Consider the following 12,612-nt stretch of genomic DNA (forward strand, 5'->3'; position numbering starts at 1 on the left):
GAGTGAAATTTTGCTGGTTAGCGCCATGGTGCTTCTTCATTGTGTCCACTGGCAACAAACTATGGTCGCTTGCTCCCGACAAAATAAAAAACAGCGCTGGGCAGGAAAAACACTATGCCAGCGATGATCAAACCGTACAAAAAGTAATGCTCATGGGACGTTAGGTATACAACCGAACCGTGCGTATCCAGCGGGTAGTTTTTTTCACTTTGAAGATTCGGTGTTCTCAGTCCGTGAGCATCAAAGTATTTCCAGGCAAAAAATGAAGAAAACCAAAAGCCTAAGGCCAGTACTCCCGCGACGCGTTTAAGTGCATTCATTCTCTCACCTCCCAAATGTTGTATCGCCAGATTGCCTCTGATTACAGATTGATCTTGTGAGCCGCTATCGGTATATCCCTCTCCTTCGGTGGTTTCGTCTTTTAATTGCAGCGTAGAAGATAAAGAAGATGGACGCGGCGTGCTCGATGGAGAATGTAATAAAGAAAAAGTTGTCAGTCATTGGGTGCGGCATAGAAGTGATTATTGTGTAAGCTTCCATTTGTCCAAATGTCACTGCGAAAATGGTCGCAATAGATACGGCTCCTCCTATTAATCTTTTCAGAAAATTGTCACGTAATCGCCGCAATGAACTCAGGTACCAAAGCAAAACGCCCCACTGAACAAAGGCAAATGGCAGGATTGCCAGCCTTCCGATAAATAAATGTTCGCTTCCGTCGGTCATTTTTACACCCTGACTTTGATGGCTCACTTTCGCCCGCTAGCACCGCACCAATTGCGGGCAAGCCAATGGCCGGGCCGGACATGCTTTCTGATCTGGAAGCTCGCCGGGGTGGGGTATTTCCATGCAGATGCCAAGAGTGATCTCCATATGTGTGTATATTTTTTATAAGTTTTTTATCCATGCCCATATTAAGAAAAAAGATGTAAAGAGGGCTATCGCGCCCACCATCCTAAGCATGTTCAAGTAGTTGTTTGATCTAACCAGGGTCTTGAGTGGGTGGTTTTTTGATGCGTATGCCCAGTCAGCCACTTTTATTGCAATTTCTCGGGTTTGCTCGAGAAAAAACAAGCACATTACTCCTGCTGAGAACAGTATAATAATCAGTAATAACAATCCGACGCTTTTCATTCTCACCATCCTGATCCAGCCTTCCCAGCCTCTTGGGAGGAATAATTGTAACTAGCACCTAGTTGAGGCGAAATCAATCCAACCTCTGTTGCAAACCCATTACCTGGTGACCACGTCTCAGAAGTGGGGGGGGGGGGGGGGGGGGGGGGGGGGGGGGTGCAGTAATGCTTCCAGTTATAATGTTAGCAGACTTTCCAAGTTCTGCACCTAATACACTCCCGTACCAGTTCCCATATCGATCTAAACTAGCAGTTTCCGACCAGCCAAAATACGTGTCCGTTATTGGATTTGGAATTGCGACATTTATATTTACTGCGAGGAAGTCTGGAAGACGCCATAGCCCTAAAGGGTCAATGTAAGAAACCGGATTCCCGCCAACATAACCATACGTATTTATCCCTCCTGCAAGGCCAATCGGATCTCTCGAGATAAAACGCCCAAACCCCGGAGAGTAATACCGTGCCCGATAATAATAGAGGCCCGTGCCATCATTTTCCCGCCCGGCGTACTGCTGGCTGTTGGTACTGGCGGAGCCGCTGCTGCTGGTTTGGCCATAAGGCTCGTAGGTGTATTGCGTGGTGAACGCGCCAGTGCTGTCGGTAAGCGCTTGGGTTGAACCCAGCGCATCAGCCAGGTAGCTGTAGGTGCTGCCACTGGCCTCGGTGCGGCTGAATACTTCATTCAAGCCGCCCGTGAGGAGATTGGCCTGTACCGTGGGGGTGACAGTACCGGTCAGTTCTTGCACCAGGTTGGCACCGTCGAAGACATAACTGGTGGTCTGGCCGGAAATTGTCTTCTGGCTGCGCCTGTTGGCCGCGTCATAACTGAAACTCCCGGATACGGCGCCCGTGAGCGTGCTCAGGCGCTGGCGCGAATTCCAGGTGTAAGTGTTGCTGCCGTCACTGGTCATATTGCCGTTGGCGTCATACAGCAAGGAGGCACCGCTCCATGCCGTCAACTGGTTAGAGAAACGCCACCAAATCGGTTTTTTCCAGGGGCGTCAGAACCAGAGGGCGACTGGCTTGGATGAGCTGTTTTGTCGTGTCCATAGCGATAACGATCAAATGCAGAGTTACCAGCCACCAGGGTGCGTTCGTAGGCCGCGATGGCTTGTGCAACTTGCGTGGCCATTAACGTCTCAGGGGAGGCCGCATACACCTTCTCGAAAGCCGCAACATACTGAATGTCCTGCCGAATGGTATGGAGTAACTGCACCTCATCATTCACGGCGTGTTCGATCGGGTTAAAGAGGGGATCCGTAGCCTGCGACTCGATGCTGTCACGGCGCCCGTCCCAGAACTGAGTTCCGGCAAAAGCCGCATTGACTAGGGTAGGGGTGTTGCGTGTTCCAAGCTGGCGATGGATGCCCTGGGCGCGCGGCAAACCGTCGATGAAGCCTCGTTCGGGATTATGGCAAGAGGCACAGCTGATCGAGCCGTCAGCACTCAGACGCTTGTCAAAGAACAGCGTTTTGCCAAGCTGGATTTTTTCCACCAGATGCTCAGGTGACGAGGCATCTGGTATGGGCGGAAGCCCCAGCAGGTTATCTACGGCTTGCTCCGTACAAGACGCCGATAATCCGGGAAGAGAGTCAGCCATAACCGTGCCGGCAGGCAACAGCGCCAGGCACATGCTCAGGCAATGCATGCTGCGCATGTTCAGTTACTGGTACTTAGCGGGCTGAAATCGGGAGCCGGGATGCCAGGGGAGGGAAGCAGAGTGTTTCGTATCAATACAATGGCGAATGCTCAGCATTTGCTGCCGAGACTTTAGACCTGAAGCCACCATAAGCACCTCCCTGTGAACCGGAGCCACATTGGGCTCGTCGTACACGTCGTATGCACAGCGGTTGGAACACGTGCGTGTTCACGATGGGGTCTTCATTCCATGACCTTGGGGGAGATCGAACGTCCGCGATCCCGAGCATCCAGCACGAGATGACAGTAGTACAGGGTTTGAAAACTTGCCAATGGGACTGGAAAGCGACCGGTCAGGATGGCTTTCTGCAGTCGAGGATTTCGCGGGTTTGCGCTTTCCCCTCGTTGACTTTGTCGCGAAGCGTTAACAGGCACTGGGTTACGGGCAAAGAAGCTGTCGTCGTTGATGTGGATGCCAACCCTGAGCGGACACTCGTCAATGTCCGTCAGGGTCGAAAGCTGCTTGCTCCGCTATTGAAGCGGAACATACACGTCAGTTTGCCATTGATCCTGCGGCGTCTCGGGATAGACGCTCAGGTAATTGAAGAACAACGGGTGGTCACGGAGTTCCTCGCCACTGGCAGGAAGCCAATCGCGGTAAATCGGATAGATCGTTTCGCCGATGTGATCCGGTGACCCCGTATGTCGCACCACGACGCAGCGACCGCCAGGAATGACGATCTCGCGTACGCCGAACTCATTCGGCGCCACAGCCTCGTGAATCTCGCCGCAGATGGCGAAGCGGAATGCTTGTGCAGGTGTCGTGTCGGGGTTGCCATAGGGAATGCCAAAGCTGCGACTCGATGCCACCGGCGACTGTCCGCTCTGCATGCGCCACTCGATGAACTTGCGCACGCTCTCATTGACGAGCCCGGGTGGTCCGCAGTGCTCAAGCGCTGCGACCCTGACTTCTGGGAATTCCACGATTCGTACTTGCATGATGATAGTCCTGGAAAAATGAGGGATTGCGAATACCGCATTCCAGACCTGCCAGTTCGGTTCCTTCCTGAACGCACTCGGGGTCATACCGAACGCCCGCCTGAACGCCCTGCAAAATGCCTCGGGGCTTTCAAAGCCGGCACCGAGCGCCGCGTCCAGTACCGAGTGATCAGCGAGGGAGGCCAGGCGATGTGCCGCGCGTCGTAGCCGCATCAGTTGCACATAACGTGAGACCGGCACACCTGCGAACGCGCTGAATTGTCGATGGAAGTGAAACACCGAAAAGTTCGCCACATGACTCAACGTCTTCACCGACAAGTCACCTTCAAGATTGGCATCGATGTAGGCGAGTACGGCGTTGAAGCGTTTTGTGTAGGCGAAGTTGCTCGGCATGTCAGACACTGGGAAAAGGCTCCTGGAAGTACGGTCGGCAATAGAATCGACTATAGCGGTGTAAACGCGCCTAGCCGCGTTTGCTCAAGGTATGTTTTGGGTTGGCCAATGCGATCTCTTCCACCATGAGACACCGTATACCCAGTCCGATCACTTCTGATCGACTGTTGCTGTCGTTGTGAGGGCAGCAATTACCCCCAGGCAATCATCGAGAAGAGACCCGACAAGGGTGCGCTAAAGTTATGCGGGTCATCGATCAATTGTGATCCGCTGTTCGCGCTGCTTCCGTCTCTGGAGGGCCAAATGCCGCCCATCATTACATGCCTGGTGGCGCTGTCTGTTCTTGGCCTGACTCTTGTAGTACAAGCCCAGACTAACGCCTGCCCACCTGGCGAGAAACAAGTGTGCCTGAACGGCTGCATCTGCCTGCCAGATCTGGGGCAGGTGACTGATGGCGTCTACCAGGTCGCGGCACCTGCCCTGGCGCTGTGGCTGACCCAAGCCCGCGCTGAAGCAGCCAGCGCCGAGATCCAACCCATTCCACCGCACATCCGGGAGCAACTGCTGCGCTGGTACGACCCCAGCGTCCTCGATGCCGCGCACTACAAAGTGAGCGACAACGGCCAATTCAGCGCCGCCACTTCCATGCTGCAAAACCCCGACGTCGGTGCCGTGACGCTGATCGATATCATCCTCTTCCGGGACACTCGAACCGCAGAACAGGACATCGCGCTCTGGGCTCACGAACTGAAGCACGTGCAGCAGTTTCGGGAATGGGGGGTAGAAGGATTTGCCCAGCGCTATACACAAGATTTCAATGCTGTGGAGGCGCCGGCTTATGCCATACAGGCTGAAGTTCGACGGTCGGTGCGGGGAGGGACTCAATGAAGGGTAGCGAAGCCGCCTGACAATACAGGCATAAAGCAGTCATTATTGGCTGAAAGCAGCCTGTCAGTTAGGGAAGAGTTGAATGGTGTTCAGGGTGATGGTGGTCGGTGGCTACGGAAACTTTGGTAGCATCGTTTGCAGGCATTTGGCGGTGATGCCAGATGTGGAACTGGTGATCTCGGGCCGCGATCCACACAAGTTGCAGCGCAAAGTCGATGAGTTGAAAAGCCAATCGGGCGCTGTCGCCGAAAGTTGGCGCGGCAATGCCATGGGCACTGAGTTCAAATCCGTTTTGCGCTCGATGGACATCCAGTTGGTCATCCATACTGGCGGCCCGTTTCAGGGGCAATCCTATGCGGTCGCCGAGAGCTGCATCGAGGCTGGCGTGAACTACTGCGACCTGTCTGACTGCCGAACCTTCGTCAACGGCGTTGGCGTACTCGATGCCTTGGCGAAACAGGCAGGAGTGGCGATCCTCAGTGGCTGCAGTTCGGTGCCGACGCTATCGTCAGCCATCATCGATCAGCAGCGCTATCGCTTCAGTCGTATCGACTCGATCGAGCATGGCATTTCCTCTTCGGCGAAGATGCCGGGATTGTCGACCGTCGAAGGCGTACTCGCCTACGCGGGTAAACCGATCAGGCAACTCAAGAATGGCAAGGTGCATGAAGTGTCGGGTTGGCAGGATCTGACGCTGCGCAAGATGCCGCATCTGGGCACTCGCGTGCTGGCCAATGTCGATGTGCCGGACATGGATATTTTCGCCAGCCGCTATGGCGCGCAAACCCTGAGCTTCAAGGCCGGCGCGGGCTTGAAGCTTGGTGGTGTCGCCAACTATCTGCTGGCTCAGGCGTTGAAGATCGGGCTGGTTCGCGACCATGCCCTTTGGGCCGCCAGACTGCATCGGCTGGGGACCCGGTTTGAACGTTTCGGCGATGGTAAAAGCGCGATGTACATCGACGTTCAGGGCAGGGGAGTTGACGGGAAACCGCTGGCCATGACCGTGCAACTGACGGCCATGAATGACAAGGGGCCGCAAATCCCAAGCTGCGCATCCGTAGCCTTGGCCGCGAAAATGGCCCAGGGCTATGTGCCGCAACCCGGTGCCAGGGCTTGCGTGGGCGAAATTACCGTCGATGAATACATGGCAGCGATCAACGATCCGGAAAATTTGAGCCTGTCTGTGCAGTTCTCTGGCGAGCTGCGCTGACATGCTCTATCTATGTCTGAAGTACCTCCACATCATTGCCGCGATTTTCCTGTTCGGATTCGGCATGGGTTCCTACCTCTATCTGATCGCCGCCAGCCGCACGGCCAACCCTCAAGTGATCGCGCATGTGGCCCGGATGGTCGTGCGCTTCGACACCTGGATTACCACGCCGGCAGGCTTTGTTCAGATCATCACGGGCTACCTGCTGATGAGGCTCTCCGGACTACCCATAACCACGGAGTGGGTACTGACTTCGTTGATTATCTTCTTCTGCGTGGGTTCGCTTTGGCTGCCGGTGCTGGTGTTGCAGAAGCGGCTGTACCTGATGGCGTCGTGCGCAGTTGAGGCTGGCAACGGACTCGATGATGAATACCGATCCGTGTACAAAAAATGGTGGTGGATGGGGGTAGTCGGTTTTGTCGGGATGTTTGTGATTGTGCTGATGATGGTGACGAAGATGACGCCGGTGCAACTGGTTGGGCTATTGGGATAGCAGGATCGGCTGGCTCAAGTCTTGGTGTTCCAGGCCACTGCGCACAGGGTAAGTCCCGCCACATTCAACGAGACTGGATTGAAGGCCTCCTTGAGCATTGATGGATTGAAAATTGCTACATCCAGCAGCAGGCCAAACAGCGCCGTCGCGGCGACGGCAAGAGGCCAGGCACTGCGCGGTGCGATCAGTATCCATAAGGCCAGCGCAATTTCTGCGACCCCGGCAATATTGGCGAACAGCTCAACCTGAGTGATCCCGTGAGACTGGATCATTGTTCGCTCGCCAGGGCTTAGCCACAGCAACTTGGGAATCAGACCGTGGTAGCCAAACATGAACGCCAGCCCCCCACGGGCGATCCAGTTAATACGTGTGAGGGCGTTCATAGGGGCGCTTTCAAAAAGCGCTGTTCATGATCAGGATCCGGCAGCAGGCACGTGTCGTATTTCCCGAAGAGCCGATAACGATTAAGCGCAATGCGGTCGTATGCCCAATCTCGAAGCATGCGAGGGAAGATGCGCAACAGGTTCACTGGGCGCCAGAGTACGGGCAACTGGGCGATGACTTCGAAAAATGCATCCGAACGCTCCCAGAAGTGTCGGTCGCGGATCACCGCCATGGTGTCGAACTGATCCACGGGCAAACCTGCCCACGCGAGCAGGACTTGCCCCTCGGGTGACTGAACCGCCGCCAACCGCACGCGCAGCTGGCGGTCATGGCGAATCAAGAACCTCGCCCAGCCATTGCACAGCTTGCAGACACCGTCGAACAAGACCACCGTCTCTCCTGGTTTGAGCAGCGGCGCGGGTGAGGGGCGGATTTTCGAGGTGGGCATAAGCGTGGATCCAAGGGAACCTGATTATCCCGGATCATAACCGCGTGCCAGCGTTAAAGTCTGCATTTCGCCGAAGGGGGCTGCTCCTTGCCGACAGCTGCAATATCATTGTTCCTTTGAAATCAGCCAAGGAGGCATCCATGAGTGTGCGTGGTAAAGACCGGCAGATCGACAATATTGAATTTAATGTTGACGACATTGCCCGCAGCAAAGCTTTCTACGGCAGTGCGTTCGGCTGGACATTCGTCGACTACGGCCCGACCTATACGGAATTCAGTGATGGCCGCCTTACCGGTGGCTTCACTACGGGAGAGCCGGTTCGACCTGGTGGCCCTTTGATCATTTTGTACTCGGATGATCTCGATGAGGCGCAGCAACGGCTCAAAGCCTTGGGCGCTGTTATCACCCGCGAAACATTCCCGTTCCCTGGTGGAAGCAGGTTCCACTTCATTGATCCGGATGGCTATGAACTGGCCGTTTGGACAGCTCGGCAGTAGGGCTCAGGTCGGCCCAAAGCGGTCCATTACCAGGGTTCGCTTTGGGCCGATACTCAAGCGGTAGGTGCGGGGCGAGCCATGACCCTGGTCGCATAAATTTGAAATGCACAGCGTTGCTCGCCAGAATCGCGGGCCGATCCGGTCAAAGGTGCCGGACGTTCGTGGTGAAAAGGGGCAGCAGTTGAACCAACAGACATTGTCCATGCGCCTGGAACGCGTGGCGGCACATGTGCCAGCAGGTGCGCGCCTGGCCGATATCGGCTCGGATCACGGCTACCTGCCTGTGGCATTGATGCGCCGTGGCGCCATCGTGGCGGCGGTGGCCGGAGAGGTGGCATTGACGCCATTTCGCTCGGCCGAACGCACCGTGCGCGAGAACGACCTGGACCAGTGGATCACCGTGCGCCTGGCCGATGGCCTGACGGCAATCGAGCCGGGAGACGGGATCACGGCAATCAGCATCTGCGGCATGGGCGGCGAGACGATCCGCGACATCCTCGACTGCGGCAAGGCACGTCTGAGCGGCCAGGAGCGCCTGATCCTTCAACCCAACGGCGGCGAGCAGCCACTGCGCCAATGGCTGATGGAAAATGGTTACTGCATCCTCTGCGAGGAAGTGCTGCGGGAAAACCGCTTCGACTACGAAATCATCGTCGCCGAGCGCACCGGGCCGGTGATGTACACCGCCGAGGAGCTGTATTTCGGTCCGCTGCAGATGCAGGCACGCAGCTCGGCATTCCTGATCAAGTGGCAGCGCCTGTTGCGCGAGAAGCAGCGGACCCTGAGCAGCTTCGCCAAGGCGCGGCAGGCCGTGCCCGAGGAGAAGGTGCAGGATGTCGCCCGGCAGGCCCGGTGGATCGCCGACCTGCTGGCTTGAGCCCTTGACTAAGTAATTGCAGGGGCAAATTTCAACCTGACGGTTGCTGCTCTTATAGGGTTTGCGGTTAGCGGCAGCACAGGCAACCGCTGATCAGCGGTTGATCGGGGTCGCTTTCGAGAAATGTAACCATGACTTCCATACCCGTTCGGGGGGGCGTCATTCCACAACTCCAATTGGAGGTCCCCCTCAGCCAACAACAACTCTTGTCGTCAAATCTACCTTCGCGGTCCCAGGGGAACTTGACCTTGACCCTTCCGAGGCGCCTATCACCCTGGATCTCCTCGTCCTCCAGAGCGATGATCACAGCGGTGTGGTTACTTGGTACCTGAGGTTTCTTGTGAGCCAAAGGCGGACGATAGGACACGTCCCACGGAAGAACGATAAAGCGGTTGCGGTAACCCTGATGAAAGTCATCCTCGTTGTTTGTGTTGCCACTGGCGATGTTCTCGCTCAATACCTGTGGTTGCTTGCCTTCGTGGATGATCTGAGTCAGTAACCATCGGTCGTTCCATTCCTGGCGCGGGTGGCCAGAGATCTCCAGAACATGGCCACTGACTAACCGGGTCTGGTCACCTTGCCCTTCGGCTTGACGATAAGCCGCATGGCGGCGCTCCATAGCACGCAGACTTATCTGCTTGCCGTGCTCATGGCTTGTGAAAGGCTTCAGCTTGTCATCGTTTTCCATGCCTGGCTGTTGCTCGTTTCTCCCCAGACGTAGGTTGAAGCGCTTGATCAGTGGCTCGTTGGCCACTCTATCGCTCTCTTGTCCATAAGCAGTGGGTTGCCCAATCCTGGGAAAAGCCGCCTGGTCATCGCCAAAGACCAGTACGTGGCCTTGAGCGCTGTGTTGGAAGTGGAAGTGGATACCTTCTTCTTCGCACAAGCGCTGAATAAAGTGCAAATCCGTTTCATCGTACTGGGTACAGTAGTCACGCTCGGGGTAGGTCGACCCCAGATGAAACCGATAAGCCTCACCCACAATCCCGTGTTCTTCCAGTATCAAGGCGACGATTTTCGGCACCGAGAACTGTTGATAGATCCTCTGGTTGATGCGGTGGCGCAAGTAGGACAGGTGCGGTACGAGGGCCAGATTGTAGTGCGTCAAACGCTGATGATTACCGCTTTGGGCGATGTGATAGATCCGTCCATGGACGCCGTTGCCCTTCGCGTCGAAGGTCAGAAAAGCCTCTACGTCGAAGAGGCTTTCGAGATCCAGGTCAGACCGCTCGCTAACAAGCTCCACATTGAAGAGGTAAGGCCTGCTGATCGCCTCATCTCCGGTGAATGCGAGTACTTGAAAGTCGTGCGCAAAACCGTCGATGGTCAAACTGAAAGGTGTCTGATTGGCTGGGCTGAACATCCACTGTTCTCTTCTTGCATAAAGTGTTGAATCGGGGCTGTCGCAGATGTCAATGTCAGGAAGCCGGGCAAGTCCAGCTCAGGGCAAGAGCCTATAACAGGCACTAATCCACTAATCCACTAATTTGGCGCTCTTGTATATTGGCGTTTGCGTCTTACTTTCCGGACATAAATAGCCTCAACCTGCTGCTCAAGCACGTCCGCGTATATAATAAAGACATGCATAGAGCAACAGGCGACAAATCAAGTCAGATCACACACCACTCTTCACTTTGGTCCAGATCCGCGTGCGGATTCGCTCCAGCTTCAATGGCAGTGGCTCAAGTGGGATAAGTGTGGCAATGGTCTTTTTGTCTGGATAAATCCAGGGGTTGTCTCGCAACTTCTGTTCGACAAACTCAGCGGCATCTTTGTTAGCGTTAGGGTAGAGAGTGTGGTTTGAGGTCTTGGCAATAACTTCTGGTCGCAACATGTAATTAATAAACGCCATACCTTCCTTTGGGTGGGGCGCGTCTTTTAGAAGAACCAGATTTTCCGACCAGACCAGCGCTCCTTCGCGAGGAAGGCTGTAGGTAATCTTGCGTCCAGTGTTGGTCTTCTCGTTGATGGCCTGCGCAGCAAGGGCACCATTAGCCCATCCCACGACTGCACAAATATTGCCGTCAGCCAGGTCAGCGTCAATTCGGGAGGAGTCGAAATAGAGGACGTAGGGACGGATTTTTAACAGTAGGGCTTGAGCTTTCTGGTAATCATCCGGGTTCCTGCTGTTGCTGGGGAGCCCAAGGTAATGCAAAGCAATCGAAATGATCTCACTTGGAGAGTCAAGCATTGCCACGCCACACGACTGGAGCTTGCTGATGTTTTCTTCTTTGAAGATCAAATCCCAGCTATTCACCGGAGCATTATCACCCAATGCCGCTTTGACTTTGTCAACGTCATAGCCAATGCCGGTAGTACCCCATAGATAGGGCACAGCGTAGCGATTACCAGGATCATTGACCGCGACCTGGGACAAGATATCAGGATCGATATGGGACAAATTACTCAGTTGATTACGATCCAGCGGCTGAAGTACTCCCGCCTGGATCAGGCTTGGCAACACATTGGAGGTGGCCACAACCACGTCATACCCCGTGCGCCCAGCCATTACTTTGCTCTGCATGATTTCGGCGCTGTCGAAAGCATCCATATGCACTCTGGTGCCAGTTGCCTGCTCAAACTCCTTTGGGGTCTCCGGTGCGAGAAGCCCGAACCAGTTGTACAGATGCACCCCAGGCTCTACAGCTCCCACTGATGTGCTCATCCCAGCACAGAGAAGCGAGGCCGAAAAAATGGTTCGCAAACGTGATTTTCTCATGCAACATCCTTATCAAGACGATGTGCCCTCATGGCCATCGTAAGTCCTGCTAGCGAATATACCGGGCGTTACCGAATAGTAAATACCTACGAATACTTACCTCTGACCTACGAATCCCTAACCCAAAAGGGGTAGAAAATGCCGTTCGACCTTCATAGCCTGGCTTGGCACCGATCGATTGGGAAGCTGATCATGCAGTTGAACCGTCCAGAATTCTGGAGTTCGCTTGTTCGTATATTAAACGAATACGTGCAAATCGATAATTGGGTTGTATTGATCTTTAGCAATCAACAAGTGCAAGTCGTTAGTCTTCCTGAAGTCGCAGATGTTGAAGAGGTAGACGCGTTCATTCATCGCTATGTGAAGGGGCTTTACCTGCTGGATCCATTTTATATAGCTAATCGAGAAAATCCCCAGAGCGGTTTCTTTCATTTGCTGGATATTGCGCCGGAATACTTTCTTGAAACTGAGTATTATCATCAATATTTTGCACAATATATCTCTGTGGATGAGGCTCAGTACAATGTTCAGCTCGACGCCGATAGAACGTTATGTATTTCCGTTGGTAGCAAAGTCCGTTTTAATCAAGAACAAATAACAATGCTTGATATTATCAAGCCGTGGGTGACTGCATTAATGCATCAGCGCATGTGTTTTGAAATTGATGTAGAGAAAAATCTCGCTGAGCCACCTCTATGGCCAGAAACGATTACCCAGCTGGGCACGCAAATAACAGCGCGCGAAAGTGATGTGCTCAGATTGTTGCTCAGTGGCTTCTCTAATAAAGAGATAGCCGGAAAGCTTTCCCTCTCGGTGGAAACGATAAAGGTTCATCGGCGCAATATTTATGCCAAATTAAATATCAAGTCACAATCCGAGCTGTTTGCTCGATTTTTTATGCCCAAACAAGATGTTTTCTCTACAAGTTGAAGTCGG

The 12,612-nt window shown here is 54.3% G+C and carries 14 protein-coding genes; 6 read left to right on the plus strand and 8 right to left on the minus strand.

Annotated features, from left to right (window positions below; translation table 11 throughout):
- Positions 1–59 precede the first annotated feature (59 nt).
- The 4 genes from AC1DQM_RS28415 to AC1DQM_RS28430 all read right to left on the minus strand — a co-directional run bounded on the left by AC1DQM_RS28415 (position 60) and on the right by AC1DQM_RS28430 (position 4,169).
- Complete coding sequence (locus AC1DQM_RS28415) at positions 60–320, minus strand: hypothetical protein (protein WP_477747157.1); 261 nt, start codon at positions 318–320, stop codon at positions 60–62.
- Between the two features lie 884 nt (positions 321–1,204).
- The gene (locus tag AC1DQM_RS28420; protein WP_477747158.1) at positions 1,205–2,065 is read right to left on the minus strand and encodes an RHS repeat-associated core domain-containing protein; all 861 of its coding nucleotides are present in this window, start codon (positions 2,063–2,065) and stop codon (positions 1,205–1,207) included.
- Between the two features lie 20 nt (positions 2,066–2,085).
- Positions 2,086–2,787, minus strand: coding sequence for a cytochrome-c peroxidase (locus AC1DQM_RS28425; RefSeq protein ID WP_477747159.1), 702 nt, complete (start codon positions 2,785–2,787; stop codon positions 2,086–2,088).
- A gap of 512 nt (positions 2,788–3,299) precedes the next feature.
- Positions 3,300–4,169 (minus strand): AraC family transcriptional regulator, encoded by an 870-nt coding sequence (locus tag AC1DQM_RS28430; protein ID WP_026286372.1) that lies wholly within the window; start codon positions 4,167–4,169, stop codon positions 3,300–3,302.
- Positions 4,170–4,463: 294 nt separating this feature from the next.
- Here AC1DQM_RS28430 and AC1DQM_RS28435 point away from each other — a divergent pair, with 294 nt between their 5' ends.
- The 3 genes from AC1DQM_RS28435 (at position 4,464) to AC1DQM_RS28445 (ending at position 6,751) form a co-directional block, all read left to right on the plus strand.
- A complete protein-coding gene (locus tag AC1DQM_RS28435; protein WP_477747160.1) occupies positions 4,464–5,048 on the plus strand; it encodes an eCIS core domain-containing protein in 585 nt (194 codons plus the stop codon).
- 82 nt (positions 5,049–5,130) lie between these two features.
- Entirely contained in the window at positions 5,131–6,258 is a 1,128-nt protein-coding gene (locus AC1DQM_RS28440) for a saccharopine dehydrogenase family protein (protein ID WP_477747161.1), read from the plus strand.
- Between the two features lies 1 nt (position 6,259).
- The gene (locus AC1DQM_RS28445) at positions 6,260–6,751 is read left to right on the plus strand and encodes a DUF2269 family protein (RefSeq protein ID WP_477747162.1); all 492 of its coding nucleotides are present in this window, start codon (positions 6,260–6,262) and stop codon (positions 6,749–6,751) included.
- Between the two features lie 14 nt (positions 6,752–6,765).
- Here the strand turns inward: AC1DQM_RS28445 and AC1DQM_RS28450 are convergent, their stop codons facing one another.
- Positions 6,766–7,134, minus strand: coding sequence for a DoxX-like family protein (locus AC1DQM_RS28450; RefSeq protein ID WP_111455138.1), 369 nt, complete (start codon positions 7,132–7,134; stop codon positions 6,766–6,768).
- Entirely contained in the window at positions 7,131–7,583 is a 453-nt protein-coding gene (locus tag AC1DQM_RS28455; protein ID WP_477747163.1) for a thiol-disulfide oxidoreductase DCC family protein, read from the minus strand. Before AC1DQM_RS28455 ends, AC1DQM_RS28450 begins: the two co-directional genes overlap by 4 nt.
- 140 nt (positions 7,584–7,723) lie before the next feature.
- Here AC1DQM_RS28455 and AC1DQM_RS28460 point away from each other — a divergent pair, with 140 nt between their 5' ends.
- Both AC1DQM_RS28460 and AC1DQM_RS28465 read left to right on the plus strand, forming a co-directional pair.
- Complete coding sequence (locus AC1DQM_RS28460) at positions 7,724–8,080, plus strand: VOC family protein (RefSeq protein ID WP_477744669.1); 357 nt, start codon at positions 7,724–7,726, stop codon at positions 8,078–8,080.
- 181 nt (positions 8,081–8,261) lie between these two features.
- Positions 8,262–8,957: a tRNA (adenine(22)-N(1))-methyltransferase gene (locus tag AC1DQM_RS28465; RefSeq protein WP_026286374.1), complete on the plus strand. Its 696-nt coding sequence runs from the start codon at positions 8,262–8,264 to the stop codon at positions 8,955–8,957.
- A gap of 67 nt (positions 8,958–9,024) precedes the next feature.
- Here AC1DQM_RS28465 and tssI read toward each other — a convergent pair whose 3' ends face one another.
- On the minus strand, positions 9,025–10,320 hold the full coding sequence (tssI, locus tag AC1DQM_RS28470) for a type VI secretion system tip protein TssI/VgrG (protein WP_477747164.1): 1,296 nt from the start codon (positions 10,318–10,320) through the stop codon (positions 9,025–9,027).
- A 252-nt stretch (positions 10,321–10,572) separates the two neighbouring features.
- Positions 10,573–11,676 (minus strand): polyamine ABC transporter substrate-binding protein, encoded by a 1,104-nt coding sequence (locus AC1DQM_RS28475; RefSeq protein WP_018925631.1) that lies wholly within the window; start codon positions 11,674–11,676, stop codon positions 10,573–10,575.
- A 138-nt stretch (positions 11,677–11,814) separates the two neighbouring features.
- Here AC1DQM_RS28475 and AC1DQM_RS28480 point away from each other — a divergent pair, with 138 nt between their 5' ends.
- Positions 11,815–12,606, plus strand: coding sequence for a helix-turn-helix transcriptional regulator (locus tag AC1DQM_RS28480; protein ID WP_018925632.1), 792 nt, complete (start codon positions 11,815–11,817; stop codon positions 12,604–12,606).
- Positions 12,607–12,612: the final 6 nt, after the last annotated feature.

It is taken from the genome of Pseudomonas sp. 01L34, from assembly GCF_056400265.1.